Annotated in this window: 19 protein-coding genes; 6 read left to right on the top strand and 13 right to left on the bottom strand. The window is 71.6% G+C overall.

From position 1 onward, the window contains the following. Positions 1-32: 32 nt before the first annotated feature. The 8 genes from D8670_RS08640 to D8670_RS08605 all read right to left on the bottom strand — a co-directional run bounded on the left by D8670_RS08640 (position 33) and on the right by D8670_RS08605 (position 9,417). Positions 33-3,089 carry a DUF7286 family protein gene (locus tag D8670_RS08640; protein ID WP_121817717.1) on the bottom strand — a complete coding sequence of 1,019 codons (3,057 nt, stop codon included), beginning with the start codon at positions 3,087-3,089 and terminating at the stop codon, positions 33-35. Then, positions 3,086-3,925 carry a DUF7284 family protein gene (locus D8670_RS08635; protein ID WP_162994240.1) on the bottom strand — a complete coding sequence of 280 codons (840 nt, stop codon included), beginning with the start codon at positions 3,923-3,925 and terminating at the stop codon, positions 3,086-3,088. Before D8670_RS08635 ends, D8670_RS08640 begins: the two co-directional genes overlap by 4 nt. Then, positions 3,922-4,311 (bottom strand): DUF7285 family protein, encoded by a 390-nt coding sequence (locus tag D8670_RS08630; protein WP_121817715.1) that lies wholly within the window; start codon positions 4,309-4,311, stop codon positions 3,922-3,924. The genes D8670_RS08635 and D8670_RS08630 overlap by 4 nt, the downstream gene beginning before the upstream one ends. Further along, positions 4,289-4,759: a DUF7283 family protein gene (locus D8670_RS08625; RefSeq protein ID WP_121817714.1), complete on the bottom strand. Its 471-nt coding sequence runs from the start codon at positions 4,757-4,759 to the stop codon at positions 4,289-4,291. Before D8670_RS08625 ends, D8670_RS08630 begins: the two co-directional genes overlap by 23 nt. Before the next feature lie 26 nt (positions 4,760-4,785). Continuing rightward, a complete protein-coding gene (locus D8670_RS08620) occupies positions 4,786-6,489 on the bottom strand; it encodes a type II secretion system protein (protein WP_121817713.1) in 1,704 nt (567 codons plus the stop codon). A gap of 3 nt (positions 6,490-6,492) precedes the next feature. Then, a complete protein-coding gene (locus tag D8670_RS08615) occupies positions 6,493-8,382 on the bottom strand; it encodes an ATPase, T2SS/T4P/T4SS family (protein WP_193569341.1) in 1,890 nt (629 codons plus the stop codon). A gap of 67 nt (positions 8,383-8,449) precedes the next feature. Continuing rightward, complete coding sequence (locus D8670_RS08610) at positions 8,450-8,908, bottom strand: DUF7311 family protein (RefSeq protein ID WP_121817712.1); 459 nt, start codon at positions 8,906-8,908, stop codon at positions 8,450-8,452. Further along, positions 8,905-9,417: a DUF7310 family coiled-coil domain-containing protein gene (locus tag D8670_RS08605; protein ID WP_121817711.1), complete on the bottom strand. Its 513-nt coding sequence runs from the start codon at positions 9,415-9,417 to the stop codon at positions 8,905-8,907. Before D8670_RS08605 ends, D8670_RS08610 begins: the two co-directional genes overlap by 4 nt. 85 nt (positions 9,418-9,502) lie before the next feature. On the opposite strand from D8670_RS08605, the gene D8670_RS08600 reads away from it, so the two are divergent. Both D8670_RS08600 and D8670_RS08595 read left to right on the top strand, forming a co-directional pair. Then, positions 9,503-10,582 carry a tubulin/FtsZ family protein gene (locus D8670_RS08600; RefSeq protein ID WP_121817710.1) on the top strand — a complete coding sequence of 360 codons (1,080 nt, stop codon included), beginning with the start codon at positions 9,503-9,505 and terminating at the stop codon, positions 10,580-10,582. A 111-nt stretch (positions 10,583-10,693) separates the two neighbouring features. Beyond that, positions 10,694-12,100 (top strand): HD domain-containing protein, encoded by a 1,407-nt coding sequence (locus D8670_RS08595; protein ID WP_121817709.1) that lies wholly within the window; start codon positions 10,694-10,696, stop codon positions 12,098-12,100. On the opposite strand, the gene D8670_RS08590 is transcribed toward D8670_RS08595, so the two are convergent. Next, complete coding sequence (locus tag D8670_RS08590; RefSeq protein WP_121817708.1) at positions 12,097-13,440, bottom strand: alkaline phosphatase family protein; 1,344 nt, start codon at positions 13,438-13,440, stop codon at positions 12,097-12,099. The two genes, D8670_RS08595 and D8670_RS08590, sit on opposite strands and share 4 nt — an antisense overlap. A gap of 178 nt (positions 13,441-13,618) precedes the next feature. Here D8670_RS08590 and D8670_RS08585 point away from each other — a divergent pair, with 178 nt between their 5' ends. Next, on the top strand, positions 13,619-15,355 hold the full coding sequence (locus D8670_RS08585) for a histidine kinase N-terminal 7TM domain-containing protein (RefSeq protein ID WP_162994239.1): 1,737 nt from the start codon (positions 13,619-13,621) through the stop codon (positions 15,353-15,355). A gap of 16 nt (positions 15,356-15,371) precedes the next feature. On the opposite strand, the gene D8670_RS20850 is transcribed toward D8670_RS08585, so the two are convergent. After that, positions 15,372-15,512, bottom strand: coding sequence for a hypothetical protein (locus D8670_RS20850; RefSeq protein ID WP_162994238.1), 141 nt, complete (start codon positions 15,510-15,512; stop codon positions 15,372-15,374). Positions 15,513-15,626: 114 nt separating this feature from the next. Between D8670_RS20850 and D8670_RS08580 the strand changes: the two genes are divergently transcribed. Continuing rightward, positions 15,627-15,839 carry a YgaP family membrane protein gene (locus D8670_RS08580; protein WP_121817706.1) on the top strand — a complete coding sequence of 71 codons (213 nt, stop codon included), beginning with the start codon at positions 15,627-15,629 and terminating at the stop codon, positions 15,837-15,839. Positions 15,840-15,854: 15 nt separating this feature from the next. On the opposite strand, the gene D8670_RS08575 is transcribed toward D8670_RS08580, so the two are convergent. Next, positions 15,855-16,388, bottom strand: a complete 534-nt coding sequence (locus D8670_RS08575; RefSeq protein WP_121817705.1) for an inorganic diphosphatase — start codon at positions 16,386-16,388, stop codon at positions 15,855-15,857. Positions 16,389-16,630: 242 nt separating this feature from the next. Here D8670_RS08575 and D8670_RS08570 point away from each other — a divergent pair, with 242 nt between their 5' ends. After that, positions 16,631-16,987: a PadR family transcriptional regulator gene (locus D8670_RS08570; protein ID WP_121817704.1), complete on the top strand. Its 357-nt coding sequence runs from the start codon at positions 16,631-16,633 to the stop codon at positions 16,985-16,987. A gap of 1 nt (position 16,988) precedes the next feature. Here D8670_RS08570 and D8670_RS08565 read toward each other — a convergent pair whose 3' ends face one another. Both D8670_RS08565 and rnhA read right to left on the bottom strand, forming a co-directional pair. Then, entirely contained in the window at positions 16,989-17,543 is a 555-nt protein-coding gene (locus D8670_RS08565; protein ID WP_121817703.1) for a DUF7108 family protein, read from the bottom strand. After that, positions 17,536-18,129: a ribonuclease HI gene (gene rnhA / locus D8670_RS08560; RefSeq protein ID WP_121817702.1), complete on the bottom strand. Its 594-nt coding sequence runs from the start codon at positions 18,127-18,129 to the stop codon at positions 17,536-17,538. Before rnhA ends, D8670_RS08565 begins: the two co-directional genes overlap by 8 nt. A gap of 173 nt (positions 18,130-18,302) precedes the next feature. Between rnhA and D8670_RS08555 the strand changes: the two genes are divergently transcribed. Next, the gene (locus tag D8670_RS08555; protein WP_121817701.1) at positions 18,303-19,265 is read left to right on the top strand and encodes a transcription initiation factor IIB; all 963 of its coding nucleotides are present in this window, start codon (positions 18,303-18,305) and stop codon (positions 19,263-19,265) included. The last annotated feature ends 286 nt before the right edge of the window (positions 19,266-19,551 follow it).

Here is a 19,551-nt window from a genome sequence, read left to right as displayed (position 1 = left end):
CCCGACGTACGCGATCGCGGTACAAGTGCGCTTCACATCGCGGGCGCGCTCGTCCCCGCATCCGGCCACCCGGGGGACTCCTCGGTGCGCTGGCCGTCCACGTCGCCGACGCCGCTCTTGCCCGGCGGAACGACGACGAGGACGGTCGTCTCCGCGTCGAACGACACCCGCGTCGCGCGGCCGAGGCGGTCCGGGCTCCCGTCGCCGTCCACGTCGAGCGTCACCGTCGACCCGTCGCGCGAGTAGGCGACGGTACCGCCGGGCGCGGTGGGCGCGGCGCGGCCGGTCCTGACGGTGAAGCGCGCGTACTCGCCGGAGACGTTCACCTGCCAGGCGTTGGCCGTGGCGTACCAGTACCCCGGGACGGGCGTCACCGGGACCCCGGCGGGGACGGCGCTCCGTCCTTTCGTCAGGCGCTCCGTCACCCGCTCCGACGCGTTTTCGAGCCCCTGTTCGACCGCGGACTGAATGCGGTCCCGGGCCATCCCGCGGAGGTGGTCCGCCGCGTCCCGGACGGGCCCCTCCGGCGGCCGCACCGCTCGTTTGTCGCTCGCCCTCGTCGTCGCCACGGCGAGGCGCGTCCGGACCCTGTCCCGCCACGCCTCACCGTCCGGCGTGTCGCCCCGGGCGGCCGCGGCGTCGGCGATCGCTCCCGCGGCCGATCCGTTCGCCATCGCCAGCGCCCGGGCCCCGGTCGAGTCCCAGCGGCGAAGGCCCGCCATGGCCGCATCGTGGGCCGCACCCTCTTCGAGCGTCGTGGCCGCGGCCAACTCCGTCGCCGCCTCCGCGGTGACGCTGTCGAGGGCCGGTTCGACCGCCTCGCGCAGTTCGTCGCGCCGGTCCGCCAGTTCCGCGTCGTCGGTCACCGCGAGGATCCGGTTCGTCTCGTGCAGCGTCCGCGCCGCCGTCCGGAGGTCGACCCGGGTGGTGTCGTCGACGAACTTGCCGGTGATGCGGTCGGCGGCGTCGCCGTAGGGGACTGTCACCGCGTTCACGTTGCGGGCGGCGAGCGGGTGGTACGTCTCGCCGGCGGTCACCGCGGGCAGGCGGTCGGCGTCGACGCCCGCGACGGTGAGATACGACGGCGCGCCGTTGACCCGGACCGCCACCGCGCCCCCGTCAGCACGCACGAGGTGCCGGCCGGGGCGGGTGACCGCGTCGCGCGCGTCGACCAGGGCGTCGAGTCGGTCGTCGGTGACCGCGCCGACCCGACCGAGCGCGTCGCCGAACTCCGACTGCGTCTCGTCGACGGCGTCCGCCTGCCGCTCCAGGCGGGCGATAGTCCGGTCGACGTACGCGGCGCGGGCGGCGACGCGGGCCCGGTCTGCGACGCCGTCGTAGCGGTCGGGCGCGTCGACGAGAGCGGCCCGCCGGTCCCGCAGCGTCGCGGCGAGTTCGGCGGGCGGGTTCGCGCTCGTCCCCATCGCGCCGCGCTCGACAGCGACCGAGACGTTGCGCACGCGCTCGCGGAGATCCATCAGATCGCGGTACACCCACCCGCCGAGGGCGTCGGGTTGACGCGCTGCGAGCCTCGTTTCGGCTTCCGCGTCGCCGTCGGCGACTGCTCGCCGCGCCAGGGCGCTCGCTCCGCCGCGGTCAGTCACGAGCTTCCGGGTCGCCCGGGACGCTACCGCTCGGTGGTTCGGACCGTCCAGCGCGCCGCCCTCGCGGTGGACGCCGGCCACGGGGCGGTCGGGGACGAGTTCGCCCGCCGAGTGCGACCCCGCCACGCGGAGGCCGACGCGGTAGCGGGTCGTCCGACGATCGACGGTCGTCGCCGTCTCGTTCTCCCGCACCCACTCGCGGTGGACGACGGTGGTCTCGGCCACGACCCGGCTGTAGGTCGCCAGTTCGTGATACCCCTCCGCGAGGGACGGCGCGACGGCCGACCCCTCCGCGACCTCGTAGGTCCTCCGCCGCTCCGTGTCGTTCAGCACCCACCCCTCGCCGTCGGGCTCGGATGGGGGCTCGACCTCGGAGTACACCGGCCGCACGTTCGTCACGAGCCGAGCGTCGACCGCGTAGGCGTCGTCGAGAACGGTCTCCAGCGTCCGCTCGCCGTCTCCCCCCGCGAGCAGGTCGTACGTCGCGGCGTCCGCGGTGCGGTTCACCCCGACCGTCATCTCGGTCGACGCGGACGGCCGGTCGGCGAGGGCGGCGACTCGCCCGGGGACCGAACCGGTCGGCGGGTCGCCGTTGCCGAGGACGTAGTCCACCCACTCCTGCCCGCCGACGCCGCTCCCCGCCAGCGCGTCGGTGAGTCCGACGCGAGCGGTCCCCCGGGCGAGGCCCGCCCGCCCCGCCGGGTCCGCGCGCCCGAACACGGCCCGCTGGGTCTCCAGCGCCGCCCCGTTGGCGGCCAGTTCGACGTGGCGGTTCCCGACGACGTTCGAGATCGGGCCGCCGCCGTACTGGGCGTAGCCCCGCGCCCAGGCCATCGCGTACAGCCGGGCCGTGAACCGCCGTCCGAAGCCCGCCCCGTCGAGCGCCCCGCGGTTCAGTCGCTCCTCGTACCGCTCGACGCGGTCGTGCAGCAGGAGCGCGGGCGTCGGCACCGTCGCGCGGAGCGAGCGCTCCCCGCTCGCGATCCGCTCGCCGTTCCGCGCAGCGACCAGCGAGACGTTTCGCACCGCGACACGGATGCGGCCCTCCCCGCCGCGCTCGACCGACACGCGCCGCTTCGCCGCTCGGAGGGTGGACTCGTTCGTCACGGGCGGGAGCGACGCCCGAACCCGAACGCTCCTGACGCGCTCGTCGACGGCCGCGAGGCGGTCCCGAACGGCGAGGTAGATCCGTATCCGCAGGTAGTCGCGGAACGGTTCGGTGTCGTTGATCGCTCTGCCGTACGGGGTGTCAGCGGGTTCGAGGACCGGCTCCGCCGCCGCCCGCCTGCTCGCGTCGGCGACCGCGCTCCGGAGCGCCGTCTGCGCGGCGGCGTCGCCGCGGTTCATGGCGGCGTCGGCGTCGAGGTCCGCGCCGCGGCGACCGTCGTCGAGTAACGAGACGCCGAGGGTCGCGCTGCCGACCAGCAGCAGCACGCCGACCAGCGCGAACGGGACCCGCCCGCGGTCGTCGTCGGCCAGCCTCATCGTTCCCACGCCCTGACGGTGATGCGGACCTCGCCAACCGCGACCGCGTCGGCGGCAGCGCGGGGGGTGTCGTACCGTGACGCGAGGTCGCCCGCGAACTCGTCGACGAGGGCGTCGGCGAGGCGGTCGTTCGCGCGGGGGACGTCGTCCGGTCCGTCGACGTCGACCTGGGAACCGAACAGCCCCGCCGCGCGACGGTAGCGGGCGACCGTCGCGGATTCCGTCGCGGGATCCTGCAGCGACAGCGCCGTCTCCTCCGGCGGGAACAGCGTCTCGACGACGCCGTGCGCGGCGACCCGGGCGACGCTTCGGTAGCCATCATCGGCCGCGGATCGGGCGTCCTCGCGGTTCATCGCCGCCCCGCTCGGTACCGTTAGCGTCGCCACGTGGACGTCGGCGCCCGGGGGCGGGGCGACGCCCGCGCTCGCTTCCCCGCCGATCGGCGCGTCGGGGTAGGGTTCCCAGCGGGCGCGGACCGCCACGGAGCCGTTCGGACGGGCCAGCTCCGCCGCGACGAGCGCCGTCGCCGCCCGTTCGAACCCGTCGCTCGCGTTCGAGAGCGGGCGGCCGCGGACCGACGCGTTCGCCACCGCGGCGTCGGCGAGATGCTCGGCCAGCGTGCCGTGGGCCGACCGCTCCAGGTCGCGATCGCCGGCGGCGAGCGTGTAGTTCACCCGCGCCGTGCTCGCGCCGACGGCGTTCGCCGCATCGTCGGCGGCGTCGGCGCGCGACGGCTCCGGCTCCTCGGGGAGCGCGACCAGCGTGGCGACCGCGCCGCTGACGAGCAGCAGGCACAGGGCCGCGTCGACGACCGTGCTGACGGCGCGGTCGGTCACGACCACACCTCCGCGCGGAGCCGCCCGACCCGGACCTTCCCCGGCGCTACGCGGACGCTCACCCGCCGCGACGCCGACCGGGCGTCCGGCGGCGATTCGGGACCGGCGGTCCACTCCCGCCCGTCGGCGCGCAGTTCGATCCGGACGCTGCGGCCGTCGGGACCGACCTCGCTCGCCGCCGAGAGGGCCGTCGGATCGACGACGCCGTTCTCCGAGACCTCGCTCCGCACGCGGTCGACCGTCGGGTCGGCGTCGGGGGCGTCGCGCCCGCCGAGACTCGTGTCGACGACCCCGGCGTACAGGGCGATCCCTGCCCCGACGGCGAACAGCGCGGCGAGGACGGCCAGCGGTTCGGTCTGGCCCCTACGCGTCGACGAGCGTGACACGAGTACCCTCCCAGGTGATCGTTCGGACCACGATACGACCGTCCGCGCGCCGCCACTCGGGGTCGCGCTCCCTCGCGGCCGCCGCGGCGCGGCGGAGCGCGTCGGGCGACGGGAAGACCCGAACCGGGTCCCTGCCGCGGAGAACCGTCGCCAGCGGCCCCCCGTCGGTGACCGGGGTCACGGGGCCGTAAGCGAACGTCTCGCTCGCCGTGCCGCCGCCGTTGCGCAGAGCGACCCGGTGCGGGCCGAGTTTGATCTCCGGCGCGTCGACCGGGTGTTCGGCCGTGCCCGGCCGTTCGCTCGCCGCGACGGCGTCGATCGTCGCGGCCGCCCCAGCCGCGTCGGGCGGCGCGCGGGTCGGCAGGTCGGCGGCGACGCCGGCGAACGCGACGCCCGCGAGCGCCACGCCGACGGCGAGGTACCACGTGTCCACTGGCGCGTCGAACATGGCCCGCCTTCGCCGCGCTCTCCGCCTTAAACGTTCACCAGCGCGCCGCCGGCGGCGAACGCGACCAGGTAGACCAGCGTCGCGGAGCAGAGGGCGCGACCGGCGCGGTAGCCGACGACGGCGCGGTCGAGGCCGTGTTCGAGCCCGGCCGAGAGCGCCGCGAGGACGACCGCGAGCAGGAGGACGTACGCGCCGACGGCCAGTCCGAGCCCGGGGACGGGGAGCGCGCTCCCGCCGAGGTCCGCGCCGCCGATGCCGCCGGCCAGCGCGACCGTCGTGCCGGCCACGAGCGGGCCGAACGCGCTCGCCGTGCTCCGGAGCGTCCCCGTCACGCGGGCCAGTTCGCGCTGGGCCTCCCGTTCGACCGTCTGGAGCTCCTCGACGTGGTCGGCCATCGCGACGACCGCCCGTCCCGCGGGTCGCCCCTCGACCGCGGCGATGGCCAGCAGAGCGGCGGTGCTTCTGGTCCGCGGGCTCGGCACGTCCGCGAGCGCGCCGTACTCGCCGAGGAAGGACTCGCGGACGCCGACGCCGAGCTGGCGCCCCCGGCGGCTCGCGGCGGTCAACACCTCGCCGGTCGCGCCGCCCACCTCCTCCGCGGCCCGCTCGACGGCGGACTCGACCGCCTCCCCCTCGGCGACGCGGCGGCCGACGAGGTAGAGCGCGTCGACGAGGCCCTCCTCGACCGACCGGACGCGCTCGCGCACCTCGACGATGGGGCGGTACCAGCGGACGAGCGTCGCGCCGACCCCGACCCCGACGCCGGCGACCCACGCCGTCCAGACCGGGAGGAGCAGAGCGCTCCCCGCCGCGGCGAGCGCGCCGGCCGCGCCGCCGATAGCGACCGGCGGCCAGCGCCGGTCGGGGACGTCGGGATGGGACCGCGAGACCGCCGGCGGCGGGAAGGCGACGGGCCGCCGGAGGAGGAGCCACGCGCTCCCGGAGACGAGGCCGAGCGGGAGCACCGCGTCGTACGCGAAGACGAACAGCGGGAGCGTCACCGGCGCGCCGGCGACGCCCGCCGCGGGGACGACGGCGACCAGCGCGAGCGGGAGCAAGACGCCGAACGCGTACAGCCCGGTCGCCGGCGCGTGCACGTCGCTCGCGAACGCCGCCATCCGGTCGCGGGTACCGTCGAGCGCGGCGGTCAGGGCCCGGTCGAGCGTCCGACTCCGCTCGCCGGAGGGGGCCGCCGCGGCGGCCGCGATCAGGTGCGTCGCCCGGGTGATCGCCGGGAACCACGCGTCCCACTCGTCGGCGAAGCCCGCGAGCCCCGACCGTGGCGTCCCGTCTGCGCGTCGGACGTGGCCGTCGAGGCTCTCCGCGAGCGGCCCTCTGCCCGTCCGGGCGGCGAAGCCGGCCGCAGTCTCGACCGCGGGTTCGATCTGCATCCGCAACACGGCGCGGGCGACGAGTCCCGGCGCGTCGCCGAGCGCGGCGGTCCGTCGGGCCCGCGCGAGCACGACCGGCCCGCGACGGAGGGCGTGGGCGGCGACGAGCGCGGCTGCGACGGCGGCCAGCAGGGTCGTGCGGAACCAGCGCCCCGGAACCAGAACGATCACGGGGACGGCGAGTGCGGCGACGACCCCCGCCGCGCCGTACCCCGCGGTCGCGACCGTCTCCGGGCTGACCTCAGCGTCGAGAAAGCCCAGCGACCGCCGGAGGTCGGCGTCGGGATCGGCGTCGATCGGGGAGCACCGCGCGAGCGTCCCGAGGATCGCGGTCAGCATTGGCTACCGGCCCTCTCTCGCGTATGCCTCCGTCACGTCGGCGGGGCGCGTGCGGTCCTCGTCCGCGAGTCGGGCGAGCAGTCCCCTGCGCTCGTCGATCCGCATTCGGAGGTCGGCGTACGTCTCGTCGGGGCGAGCGAGCGTCTGGAGCAGGTGACTCTCACCGTGGGCGAGGCGGCCGGTGGGGGCGAGAGCGTCGCCCACGACGGCGAACAGCGGTTCGAAGCGGACGCCGTCGTCGCCGGCGATCACCTCCTCGATCGATCGGACGCGCCGCGCGCGCTCGCCGCCGTCCCGGTGGGCTTCGAGCGTGACGACGACGTCCGTCGCGGTGAACGACGAGACCGGGACCCCGAGGTCGGCGACGACGCGCTCGCGGACGCTCTCGCCGCCCTCGCCGTGGATGGTGCCGAGGACCGCGCTCTCGTTCGCGCCGACGCGCATCGCCTCGTACAACACGCGTGCCTCCTCGCCGCGCACCTCGCCGAGGACGAGCGCCCCCTCCCCGAGCCGGAGCGCGGTGCGGAGCGCTTCGGTCGACGCGATGCCCGGCCCGTCGTCGACCGACGTGCGGATCGTCTGGACGTCGCGCCCAGCCCGTTGGAGCGCGGCGACCGGGATCTCCGGCGTGTCCTCGATGGCGACGACGCGCGTCGCCGCGGCGAGCTCCCAGAGGAGTGCGCCGAGCGTCGTCGTCTTCCCCGCGCCCCGCGCGCCGGCGACCAGACCCGCGGCGCTGCGCTCGACGGCGACCGACAGCAGGGCCGCGGCGTCCGCCGGGACGGTCCCGTTCGCCACGAGGCCCGGGAGCGTCCAGGCGTCCTCGCCGCGGTCGCGGAAAGCGAAGGCGACGCCGTCGCTGATCGGGTCGGTGACTCCCGCAACGCGGATGCGCTGGCCCGCGGTCGTCTCCGCGGCGGCGTCGAGCGTCGGCGCGGCCCGGGAGAACGCCCGGCCGCTCGTCCGCCGGAACCCCGAGGCGAGCGCCGCCGCGCCGTCGGCCGTGAGGCGGACGTTCGTCCGCATCGTCTCGCCGTCCACCGTGACGCGAAGCGCGTTCTCGGTGACCGGCGCGGTGGCGTACACGTCGGAGACGCGGGGGTCGCCGAACAGGTCCTCCAGCACGCCGAAGCCCCGCGCGTGTTTCCGGAGGACAGCGGCAAGAGTCGTCACCGGCGTACTCTCGTCGGCGACCCGGCGAACGGCGCGGCCCGGGGCGCGGTCGCCGCCCTCGACCGCGCCGGTCGCCAGCGCCTCGTACGCCTGTGCCAGCGTCGCGGTCGCGGCAGCGGAGAGGTCGTCCTCGACGGGCGCGACGTGGTACGTCCGGAGCGCGTCGCCCTCGCCTGCGTAGACTCGGACGGTCGCGCCGGTGTCGAGGTCATGCACGTCGACGAGTTCGGCGTCGGCGGGCGGTCGCGACCGGACGCGGGAGCCCGCGACGACCGTGCCGACGGCGGGGCGGAGCGCGTCCTCGTACCCCGCGGCGCGCTCGGCCAGTTCGACGAGGCCCGTCTCCGCGGCCGCGTCGTTCACCGGGGCCGCCCGCCCGGCGGCGTCGCGGGCCGCGCGGAGCGGGTCGCGTCGCGCCCGCGAAGCCAGCGTCTCGTCGCGGAAGGCGATCGTCTCGACGAACCGCCCGGCGGCGACGAGCAGGGCCGCGCTCTCGCCCTCGTAGGCGCGCTCGACGCCGTCCGAGCGGGTGAGCACCGCGTCGGCGTCGCGCTCGGCGAGCGCGTCGATCACCGTCGCCCGACAGTCCGGGGCGTCGGCGAGTCGGCCCTCGCCCTCACAGTCGTCCGCGTCGACGACGAGGCGGTCGTCGTCGAACGACGGGCGGCACCCGCACGGGCCGTCGTCCGCCGCTCCGAACCGGTCGAAGATCCCTCTCATGCGACCGGGTCGCCGCGCTCCGGTACGTAAACCCTCGGCCGGCGACGAGTCCGACCCGCTCCGCGACTTACCGGCCGTGGCGGTCGACGACTACGACGCGCTCCCCGTCTTCACGGACCAGCCGCAGCCGGAGCCGGTGGTCGCCGCTCCCGCGGAGTACGAGCGCGTCGGCCTCGGCAGGACGGAGCGGGACGGCGAGCGTCCGGTTTCTCGCCCGTCTCCCGTCGACGGCGTAGGTGATTCTGGCCCCTCCGTCGGCCGCCGGGCGGATCACGACTCGGTCCACGCTCGCGCGCCGCCAGCTCCGTCCCGGTAACGTGACGCTGACCGCGCGCTGAGGGGCGGCCGTCTCGTCCCACGCCGCCTCCTCGGTCGCGAGCAGCGCCCCGGCCGCGCGTTCGAGGTCGTCGAGTTCGCCGCGCACCTGCCGGTCGGTCGCGCGCTCGCGTCCGGTATCGACGGCCGGCAGCGCTGCCGCGACGACGGCCGCCGCGATCACGGCGGCTATCACGACGCGGACCGTCACAGGGCCTCGCGCAGGCGGGCGACGAGGCCGCGGTCGCCGTCGCGCGGGCGCTCTCCCGACTCGGCGTCCCCGTGGTCGCCCTCCCACTGCTCGCTCTCTCGGTGCGGCGATTCGAGGGGAGGACCGGCCCGGTTGCCGTTCGGGGCGTCGGGATGATCTGTCGGGTGGCGCTCGTTAGTCGGTGGCTCGCGGGACCCGCGCCGATCGGTCTCGCCGTCGGCTTCGAGCTCGTCGACGCGGGCCTCCAGCGCCTCGACGCCTGCGACCGCCGCGTCCGCCCGCCGTTCCACGTCCTCGTTCACCGAGCGGACGTTCCCGACGTAGCCTCGGACCGCCTGCGTCGCGGCGTCGAGTTCCTCGATCCGCTCCTCGACCGCGTCGAGTCGGTCCTCCGCCGCGTCGACCCGGTCGACGAGTTCGGTGCCCTCTGCGAGTGCCGGCAGATCGGCGTCGCTGCCCGTCAGCGCGCGTTCGACCGCGTCCAGTCGTGCTTCCACGTCGTCGGTCATGTGCCGTCGTGGGCGCGCTCTCCGGGATAAACGTTAGCGCGGGGACGGCGGAACGTTCAATTACCGACCACCCAAATGCCCGCGCATGAAAGTCGTCCTGATTGGTGTCGGCCAGGCCGGGGGCAAGATCACGCAGGCCCTGGTCGAGTTCGACCGGCAGATGGAGTTCGGCGCGGTTCGCGGCGTATTGGCAGTCAACTCGGCGAAGACGGACCTTCAGGCGCTCGACCTCGACACGGTCCTGATCGGGCAGGACCGGGTCAAGGGCCACGGCGTCGGCGGCGACAACGAGCTCGGCGCCGAAGTGATGCAGGCGGACGCGGGCGAGGTCATGGACGGCCTCGACGGGCGCATCACGGCCGAGGCCGACGCCATCTTCGTCGTCGCCGGCCTCGGCGGCGGCACGGGCAGCGGCGGCGCGCCCGTGCTCGCGAAGGAACTCAAGCGCGTGTACAGCATCCCGGTCTACGCGCTCGGCGTCCTCCCCGGGCGCGGCGAGGGCGCGATGTACCAGGCCAACGCCGGGCGGTCGCTGAAGACGCTCGTCCGCGAGGCTGACGCGACCCTGCTCGTCGACAACGACGCGTGGCACGGGGCGGGACAGAGCGTCGGGGAGGCGTTCGACGCGATCAACCAGGCCATCGCCCAGCGCATCGGCCTCCTGCTCGCCTCCGGCGAGGCCGTCGAGGGCGTCGCCGAGAGCGTCGTCGACTCCAGCGAAGTCATCAACACCCTCCGGTCGGGCGGCATCGCCGCGCTTGGCTACGCGAGCGCCGAGGCCAGCGAGGACAGCGGCGAGAACGTCAACACCGTCACCAGCGTGACGCGGAAGGCGCTTCTGACCGGAACGAGCCTCCCGAACGCGGTGGCCGCGGACTCCGCGCTACTGGTCGTCGCGGGCGACGCCGACCGTCTCCCTCGGAAGGGCGTCGAGCGCGCCCGCAGCTGGGTCGAAGAGGAGACGGGCAGCATGCAGGTCCGCGGCGGCGACTTCCCGCTCGACAGCGAGAGCATCGCCTCGCTGGTGCTGCTGGGCGGCGTCGAGCGCGGCCAGCGCGTCCAGGAGTTCATGGATCGCGCCCGCGAGGCACAGAAGGAACAGCAGGAGACGACGCTGGACCACGCGGACCAGTTCCAGAACGACGAGCTCGACGACCTGTTCTGAACGCGCAAGATTCAAACCGGCGGACCGCCTGAGCCACAGGAAATAGCCGGCCGGACGCGGCGCGCGGTCGAACCGCTCTTTCGCCGCTGCCCGGGCCGGACGGGCCGCCACATGTCGAGCAAACAGATCAAGGACCCGGTACACGGGTACGTCGAGGTCGCCGAACCGATAGTGGAACGCATCGTCGACACCCCGCAGTTCCAGCGGCAGCGACACGTCAGGCAGCTGTCGGCGACGTATCTCGTGTACCCGTCCGCGAACCACACCCGGTTCGAGCACGCGCTGGGCGTGTTCCACCTCGCGAAGCGGGTGTTCCGGAGCCTCCGGTCCCAGCGCCGGTTCGCGAGGGACGCCTCCGACGCCCACCTCGACACCGTCGAGGAGACGCTCAAGTGCGCGGCGCTGCTCCACGACGTGGGCCACCCGCCGCTGTCGCACCTCGGCGAGCACCACCTCGACGCCGCCGACCTCCGGAGCCGGCTCGCCGACGCCGGACTCGTCGGCGCGTTCGAGGAAGCGGGGATCGACGTCGGCGAGCCAGACGGGCCGTTCCGGCGCGCCAGCCCGCACGAACTGCTGAGCTGCGTCGTGATCCTGTCCGCGTACGCCGACGACCTCCGGGAACTCGGCGTGGACCCGTTCGAGGTGTGCGCGTACGTCCTGGGGTACAGCCTGACCTACGAGCGCGAGGGCGACCGTCACTTCGGGGTCGCCGCCGAGGTGTTGCACTCCCCGATCGACGTCGACAGGCTGGATTACATCATCCGCGACAGTCGAATGACCGGGGCGGAGGTGCTGAGCGTCGACACCGACCGCATGATCGACGCGTACACGGCCGTCCCGGACGACGGCCTCGCCCTCCGGGACAAGGCGCTGTCGACGGTCGGCAACTACCTGGAGGGCCGCGTGGCGCTGTACATGTGGGTCACACAGCACCACAAGTCGGTGTACGCCAACGTCCTGCTCCGGGCGATGCTCGACGAGTTCGCGTCGCTGGCCGACGAGCGGCCCATCACCGCCGAGAAGGTGCTCGACGAGCAGATAGACGACTACTACGCGATGGAGCGGATCCGCGCGGCGGCCCGCGGGCATCCGGACTCGGTCCTCGCGGACCTGCACGACCGGTTCCGGTCGCGGCGGTTCCCGGAGTCGTGCTGGAAACACGGCGTCGGGTTCACCGAGTCGGTCGACGTCACCGACGACACGGACGCGTTCTCCGGGTGGTTGCTGCGCAACGCCGACGCGCTGGAAAGCGATCTGGCGGCGACGCTCGACCTGCCGGTCCACGAGGTGTGGATCGAGCAGTCGTACGTGCCGGAGTACGAGCCGGCGGAGCTGATGGACGTCCCCATCGCCCACCGGAACTCGACCCGGTCGGTCGCCGAGACGGGACTGTACGGCGACCGGGCGTTCGAGGGGGCGATCCCGTTCGTGTTCGTCCCGGAGGGACACAAGTGGACGGCGATCGACCACCTGAACGCCGAGTTCGCCCGGTCGCGGGCGGCGGAACCGCGCTAGATCAGGCTCGCGCCGTCGAACTCGCCGCGCTCGTAGTCGATGTCCATCAGGTCGAGGATGGTCGGCGTGAGGTCGAAGAGGTCGACCTCGCTGATGTTCGCCTCGGGGTCGTCGACGAACAGCGTGGCGTTGTCGAAGCTGTGCATCCCGTTGCGCGGGCCGGTGTCGAACACCGACTCGTGGCCCTTGAAGCCGGCCTTCAGGTCGAAGCCGTAGTTGGGAACGACGGTGAGGTCGGGGGCGATGTCGTCGTGGTCGCCGCGGAAGGCGCGCTCCTTCTCGACGACGCGGTCACAGACCGGGTTGCCGTTCGGCCCTTCGAGCGATTCGAGCTTCTCCTTCAGCTCCTGTCGCACGTCCTCGTACTCCTCCTCGGGGACGCTCCCGCGCGGTTCGCGGCCCTCGAGGTTGACGTAGAAGCGGCCGGGGATGAGCGAGTACGCCTTCGTGTCGTCGGCGATGTCGTCGAGGCCCTCGTGGTCGTCGTCCTCGTACTCCAGCCACCCCTCCTGGCGGAGCCACTCGTTGAAGTGGACCTCGTAGTCGAGGCTGGTGAAGCCGTGGTCGCTGGCGACCATCATCGTCACGTCGTCGGCGAGCATGTCGCGGAGCCGGCCGAGGTAGTCGTCGAGCTTCCGGTAGAAGTCGAGGAACTCCTCCTTGTACTCGCCGTCACGCTCGTAGTCCTTGTAGAGGAAGTGGTTGACGCGGTCGGTCGTCATGAAGACGCCGAAAAACAGGTCCCAGTCGTCCTGTTCGACGTACTTCTTGAACGCCTCGAAGCGCGCGTCGAGCGTCGCGTGCGCGTTCTCGATGAACTCGGACTTGTCCTCCTTGTGCCCGAGCTTCGCGTTCGTGTCGATCTTGTAGTCGATGCTCTGGAGGTAGTCCGCGAGCTCCTCGGGGTAGGCGGCCTTGTCGATGCCCGGCGAGAGGAAGCCCGAGACCATCCGCTGGACGTTGCGCTGGGGCGGGAACGTGACGGGGACGTTCATGACCGTCGCGTCGCGGCCCTCGGACTGCACGCGGTCCCAGACGCGGTCGGCCTGCACGTCCCGGCCCATCGGAACGTACGTGTCGTACGAACCGACTTCGCGGTCCTGAAAGCCGTACACGCCCGTCTCGCCGGGGTTCTTCCCGGTGGTCAGGCTCGGCCAGCAGGCGCTCGACTCGGGCGGGACGATGCTGTCGATCGCCCCCGCGCTCCCCTCCTCGGCGATCGCGGCGAGGTTCTCGAACTCGTCGAAGTGGTCCGAGAGCATGCTGTACGGCACGCCGTCGATGCCGAAGAAGGCGACACGCGGATCGTCGTCTCCACGAAGTCTGTCGAAGAGGCCCATACTCCTTCTACCAATGCACGGCCATAAGAACCTTCTTTTCAAGGGCGATTTCCGCCGGGCGTCGCGGGTAGCGACCGATGTTGCCGGTGGGTGCGGGAGTCCGCGGGTTCGCACACCGGGAAGCGCTCCGGAGGTCTACGGCCAAGACCTTTATCAGCGTCTGTATGTATTCGCGAGCATGGAACTGGACGCGGCGTACGTGCGGGCGCTCTACGCCGTCGCGACGGCGCTGACCGTCGTCCTCGGGTACGTCGTCTGGCGACACCGCGAGAAGGCGGGCGCGCTCCCGCTGTTCGGGAGCATCGCCGGTGCGGCGTGGTGGTCCGCGGGGCTCTTTCTCGCGTCCGTGATCCCGGATCCCGGCGTCTCCGTCCTGTTGAATCGGCTCATCTTCGTCGGCGTCGTCACCGTCGTCGCCTCCATCGCTCTGTTCGCGCTGGAGTACACCGGGCGCGAGCACCTCGTCACGCGCCGGACCGTCGCCCTCCTCTCGATCCATCCGGTGGTCGTGGTCGCACTCGCCCTGACGAACCCTGGCGACGTGTTCTACGCGTCGATGACCGTCGACCCCTCCGCGGTGACCGGCGTCGCCGTGGTGTGGGGGACCGCTTTCTGGGTCCACGCGGCGTACTCCTACGCGGTCACGATGGTCGTCGCCGCGCTCGTCATCGAGATGCTCTACCGGTCCCGCGCGCTCTACCGGGGGCAGATAGTGGCACTCGTCGCAGCGGTGCTCTCTCCCTCCCTTGCCAACCTTCCGTCGCTTCTCAACGTCGTCTCGTTCGACAGCACGCCGCTCGGGTTCGTCGTCGCGAACGCGCTGTTCACGCTAGCGATCACGCGGTACAGGCTGATAGACCTCGCGCCGATCGCGCGGGACCGCGTACTCGACACTGTCGAAGACGCCGTGTACGTCGTCGACCGCGAGCACCGCATCGTCGACGTGAACCCCGCTGCGGAGGCGCTCGCGGAACAGACGATGGGCGACGTAGACGTCGTGGGTCGGGACGTGCGAGACTTCCTGAAGCCGCTCCCGGAGACGTACGAACTGTACCGCGACATCGTCGAGTCGGGCGAGGAGCGGAGCACCGAGTTCCCGCTCGACGGCCGTCACTACGACGTCGAGGCGACCACGATCGACGACGGGCGCGGCCGCCACGTCGGCTGGCTCTTTCTCGTTCGCGACATCACGGAACGCAAGCGGCGCGAACAGGAACTCCAGCGGCGCAACGAGCAGTTAGACGAGTTCGCGAACGTCGTCTCCCACGACCTCCGAAACCCGCTGAACGTCGCGAACGGCTACGTCGACCTCGCGCGCGAGACCGGCGACACGTCCCACCTCGACGAGGTCGACGCGACGCTCGATCGGATGGAGGCGATCATCGACGACGTGCTGGCCCTGGCCCGCGAGGGCGAGGACGTCACGGACCCGGCACCGGTCGACCTCGGTTCCGCGGCCGAGGCGGCGTGGGGGAACGTCGACACCGGCGACGCGTCCCTCCGGGTCGCGGACGCCGCGACGGTCGACGCCGACCGCGACCGCCTCGTTCGCCTCCTCGAAAACCTGTTCCGGAACTCGGTCGAGCACGGGACGAGGGGTTGCGACGGCGAGGGCTCCGCCGTCGGCGTCGAAGTCGGTGCGATCGGAGATAACGGGGCCGCGGCCGGGTTCTACGTCGCCGACGACGGGCGAGGGATCCCGCCGGACGAACGCGGTCAGGTGTTCGACAGCGGCTACACGACCGACGAGGGCGGCACCGGGTTCGGGCTCGCCATCGTCGAACAGATCGCCGACGCGCACGGCTGGCGCGCAGAAGTGACGGACAGCGAGGCGGGCGGCGCGCGCTTCGAGTTCCGGGGGGTCCCCGTCGAGTCGAGCGACCGCGCCGACCGGGTCAGAGCGGGTGGCACCTGACCGGTGAGCGACCGACTCAGTCGTGGTCCGCGAGCGTCTGGCCGCACCGCGGACACGTCGTCTCCTCGGGGTCGAAGTTCTCGGGGACGACGGTCGTGTGGTCGATGCCGGCGTTCCGCTCGGTCGCGTCGGAGACGTCGGCGTTACTGGTAACCATCGTGTGCTATGCTTGCGCACCCACACTCAAAAGATTACTCATAATTATAATACATGGCCGGTCGGCGGGGGATAACTCGAACGTATTTTGTCGCGGCCGTTCGAATGGCCGGCCATGCTCGAACGGAACGTGGGCGGAACGGACCGGCTCGCGCGGCTGGGGTTCGGGTCCGTGCTGGTGTTTATCGGGACGGTCGTCGCGCTGGCGGTCGAGTGGCCGCTGGTCGGCGCCCTGACCGGGCTGTTCGGCGGGGGACTTGTCGCGTCCGCGCTCGCGCGCCGGTGTCTCGTGAACGAGATCGTCGGCGTCGACACGTCCGAAAAGTAGAAGCCGCCGGGCGGATTACGAGAAGTTCTCCTCGTAGAGGTCCATCGCGTGCTCGATGGCGTCTTTCGCGGCCTGCTTGTCCTCCCAGCCCTGCGTCTCGACTTCCTTGCCCTCTTCGAGGTTCTTGTAGGTCGCGAAGAACTCGTCGATCTCGTCGAGCTGCTGCTGCGGGATGTCGTCGAGGTCCTGAATGTGGTCGAAGCGGGGGTCCTCGGTCGGGACGGCGATGACCTTGTCGTCTTGCTCGCCGTCGTCGTCCATCTTCATCAGGGCGACCGGGCGGGCCTCGATGACGCAACCGGGGAACGTCTGGTCCTCGACGAGGACGAGGACGTCGAAGGGGTCCTCGTCGTCGTAGTACGACTGCGGGATGAAGCCGTAGTCGGAGGGGTAGTGGACGTTGCTGTGGAGGACGCGGTCGAGCACGACGCCGGGGACGTCCTTGTCGTACTCGTACTTGTTGCGCTCGCCTTTCAGGCACTCGACGACGGCGTAGATCTCTTCCGGCGGATTCGGTCCGGTTTCCAGATCTTCCCAGAGGTTCGTCATGCACCCGCGAATCGGTCAGGCGACCAAAAAGTACTTTCGACCTCACGCCGTGCGTCTCCATGGACTGTTCGGGGAGGTTCCGGACGATATCCCCGAACTGCCAGAGCGACGCGAGTCACACGCGTTCGTCGGCGCCGGTTACGGCGAGGTTAGCGCGGTCAACGCGGGCGTCGTCCCGGACGTAAGTGTAAGCTCGCAAATAGTTAAGAAGCGTTAAATAGCTGTGTGACATTTGCCGAACCATGTCAGAGGCACAAACGATCACCGGCGATTCGGGCACCGCACGCGACCTCACCGCGTTCCAGCAGAACATCCTCGTGATCCTCGCTGAGGAGCCACGGTACGGACTCGCGATCAAACGCGAACTCGAGGACTACTACGGGACGGAAGTGAACCACGGGCGCCTGTACCCCAACCTCGACGAGCTGGTCGAGATGGGGTTCGTCGAGAAGAGCGAACTCGACAAGCGCACGAACCAGTACGAGCTGACCGACGCCGGGCACGACGTCGTCCTCGACCAGATCAACTGGGTCCTGTCGAAGTACGTCACCGGCGGCGAGCGCGCCGACACCGTCGACGAACTCGTCGAGCAGCAGTAACTCAGTACCCGGGCACCCTTTCTTCGGCCGCGTCGAAGGCGAGCCGGAGCGACTGCTCTACCACGTCAGCCTGCTCGTCGGTCGGCCACGCGTTGCGCCGGTAGTAGTCGTCCAGGAACTCTCGGATCTCCTCGCCCGTCGCCGACTCCAGGGGCCGCGCGTAGTGATTCCCCATGAAGTCGGCGAACGCGCGGACGTTCGCGGCGTGGTCCGGGCCGTGTTCCTCGCGAACCGTCGCGACGATGTCGGCGTTGTGCTCCTCCACCGTCTCCCAGTCGTCGGGGTCGCCCGGCCCACCGAGCGGGATCTCGACCGCGCGGTCGGTGTCCTCGATCCGGTCGGGGAGGATCGTCCCGTCCTCGACCCACTCGTCGGGGTGGAGGACGAGCACGTCGCGGGCGTCCTCCTCGCGGACGCGTGCGCGGAAGTCGTGTTCGGCGACCCGTTCGTCGCGGTCGGCGCGGTACGCGGCCGCCTCGTCCTCGTCGACAGCCTCGCGCGCGAGCTTGGTGAGCCGTTCGGCCTCGTCGATAACGTCGTCGGGGAGTTCAGGCATCGTCCAGCGCCTCGTTCGCTAGTCGATCGGCGCGCTCGTTTACCTCCCGCGGAACGTGCTGGAGCGACCAGTCGTCGAACGACTCCAGCAGTTCCCGGACGGTCACCCGCCGCTCGCGGAGGTCGGGATCGTTCGTGTCCCACTCGCCGCGAACCTGCTTGACGGCGAGTTGCGAGTCGATGCGCACGTCGACCACGTCGAACCCGTAGTCCCGAGCCGCCTCGAGCGCGCGGATCAGCCCCTCGTACTCCGCGCGGTTGTTCGTCGTCTCGCCGATGCGATCGTTCCCCTCCGCGACGATGCCGTCGCTCGTGACGATGACCCAGCCGATGGCCGCGGGACCCGGGTTCCCCCGACTCGCGCCGTCCGAGTACACGTGTGCGCGCCCGCCTTCCTCCCGCAGGACGGTCTCGATGTCCTGCGGGTCCGAGCCCTGGATGACGACCTTCCCGTCGTACGCCACGGCGGTCGCGCCGCCGCGCTCCGCGCGCCAGCGCTCGTGGTCCGTGTTCCCGTCCTCGACGGCCGCACCCGCCGCTTCCAGTTTCTCCCGGGCGTCCGCGACGTCGCACTCGATGACCGGCATTGCCCGTAGGTGAAGCGATCCCGAAGTTAACGATTCCGGTCTGCCCGGTCGCCGACGGCATGCGGATCCCGTCGCGGCCCATCGTCCGGACCCGACCGATTTCTGACCTCTCGGATCCGATACGATGTTCACCGAGGGTTTAAGTTGATTGGTCATACTACTATAAAAGTGCGATGACACGGTCCACCCGCCAGCGGGAGCGCGAGCTTGAGACGGAGGAGTCCGAGGAGCAGGAGGGAGTACGGGAGTGCCCCGAATGCGAGTCCGAGAACCTCGTCAAAAGCTCTGATAGGGGAGAGCTCGTCTGCGAGGACTGCGGCCTCGTCGTCGAGGAAGAGAAAATCGATCCTGGTCCGGAGTGGCGGGCGTTCAACCACCAGGAGCGTCAGGAGAAGTCCCGCGTCGGCGCGCCCACGACGCAGACGATGCACGACAAGGGACTGACGACGACGATCGACTGGAAAGACAAGGACGCGTACGGGCGTTCCATCTCGTCGAAGAAGCGCAGTCAGATGCACCGACTGCGAAAGTGGCAGGAACGCATCCGGACCAAGGACGCCGGCGAACGCAACCTGCAGTTCGCACTGAGCGAGATCGACCGCATGGCGAGCGCACTCGGTGTGCCGCGCTCCGTTCGGGAGGTCGCAAGCGTCATCTACCGGCGCGCGCTCAAGGAGGACCTCATCCGCGGCCGCTCCATCGAGGGCGTCGCGACGAGCGCCCTCTACGCGGCGTGCCGGAAGGAGGGCATCCCCCGAAGCCTCGAAGAGATCTCCGAGGTGTCCCGCGTCGAACGGAAGGAGATCGGTCGTACGTATCGCTACATCTCCCAGGAACTCGGTCTGGAGATGAAACCCGTCGACCCGAAGAAGTACGTTCCTCGTTTCTGTTCCGAACTCGAACTCAGCGAAGAAGTCCAGACGAAAGCGAACGAGATCATCGAGACGACCGCCGAAGAAGGACTCCTCTCGGGCAAGTCCCCGACGGGATACGCCGCCGCCGCCATCTACGCCGCGTCGCTGCTCTGTAACGAGAAGAAGACCCAGCGCGAGGTCGCGGACGTCGCGCAGGTGACCGAGGTCACCATCCGCAACCGGTATCAGGAGCAGATCGAGGCGATGGGAATCCACAGCTAACGCGGCGAACGCTCCCTTTTTCGGCTTTTTCGGCCCCGAGCGACCGCGTCGTCGCGCCGTCGGCGGGGCGACGGTGGACCGGACGTTTATATCGGAAGCCGCGGCCACGCCCGCCGTGACCTGACCATCGCGGCGGGGCGGTACGCGGTCGCGCGACACGGCCGCCTCGCACGCGCCAGTACGATGCGGGGAGCCGCCGCGACGCCGAGAACGTCACCTCCGCCGCGACGCCGCCTCCCGGTCCACCGTGTCGCCTGCTCGCCAAACGAAGATTCATGGTGGCCAG

It is taken from the genome of Halostella limicola (genome assembly GCF_003675875.1).
GTDB classification, from domain to species: domain Archaea; phylum Halobacteriota; class Halobacteria; order Halobacteriales; family Natronoarchaeaceae; genus Halostella; species Halostella limicola.
Note: the sequence above shows the minus strand (reverse complement) of the source record. Positions and strands in the feature narration are given on the sequence as shown.

Coding starts and splice junctions, on each gene's coding strand:
- D8670_RS08640 (WP_121817717.1), bottom strand. CDS start 3,089: ATGAGGCTGGCCGACGACGACCGCGGGCGGGTCCCGTTCGCGCTGGTC.
- D8670_RS08625 (WP_121817714.1), bottom strand. CDS start 4,759: ATGTTCGACGCGCCAGTGGACACGTGGTACCTCGCCGTCGGCGTGGCG.
- D8670_RS08620 (WP_121817713.1), bottom strand. CDS start 6,489: ATGCTGACCGCGATCCTCGGGACGCTCGCGCGGTGCTCCCCGATCGAC.
- D8670_RS08615 (WP_193569341.1), bottom strand. CDS start 8,382: ATGAGAGGGATCTTCGACCGGTTCGGAGCGGCGGACGACGGCCCGTGC.
- D8670_RS08605 (WP_121817711.1), bottom strand. CDS start 9,417: ATGACCGACGACGTGGAAGCACGACTGGACGCGGTCGAACGCGCGCTG.
- D8670_RS08600 (WP_121817710.1), top strand. CDS start 9,503: ATGAAAGTCGTCCTGATTGGTGTCGGCCAGGCCGGGGGCAAGATCACG.
- D8670_RS08595 (WP_121817709.1), top strand. CDS start 10,694: ATGTCGAGCAAACAGATCAAGGACCCGGTACACGGGTACGTCGAGGTC.
- D8670_RS08590 (WP_121817708.1), bottom strand. CDS start 13,440: ATGGGCCTCTTCGACAGACTTCGTGGAGACGACGATCCGCGTGTCGCC.
- D8670_RS08585 (WP_162994239.1), top strand. CDS start 13,619: ATGGAACTGGACGCGGCGTACGTGCGGGCGCTCTACGCCGTCGCGACG.
- D8670_RS20850 (WP_162994238.1), bottom strand. CDS start 15,512: ATGGTTACCAGTAACGCCGACGTCTCCGACGCGACCGAGCGGAACGCC.
- D8670_RS08580 (WP_121817706.1), top strand. CDS start 15,627: ATGCTCGAACGGAACGTGGGCGGAACGGACCGGCTCGCGCGGCTGGGG.
- D8670_RS08575 (WP_121817705.1), bottom strand. CDS start 16,388: ATGACGAACCTCTGGGAAGATCTGGAAACCGGACCGAATCCGCCGGAA.
- D8670_RS08570 (WP_121817704.1), top strand. CDS start 16,631: ATGTCAGAGGCACAAACGATCACCGGCGATTCGGGCACCGCACGCGAC.
- D8670_RS08565 (WP_121817703.1), bottom strand. CDS start 17,543: ATGCCTGAACTCCCCGACGACGTTATCGACGAGGCCGAACGGCTCACC.
- rnhA (WP_121817702.1), bottom strand. CDS start 18,129: ATGCCGGTCATCGAGTGCGACGTCGCGGACGCCCGGGAGAAACTGGAA.
- D8670_RS08555 (WP_121817701.1), top strand. CDS start 18,303: ATGACACGGTCCACCCGCCAGCGGGAGCGCGAGCTTGAGACGGAGGAG.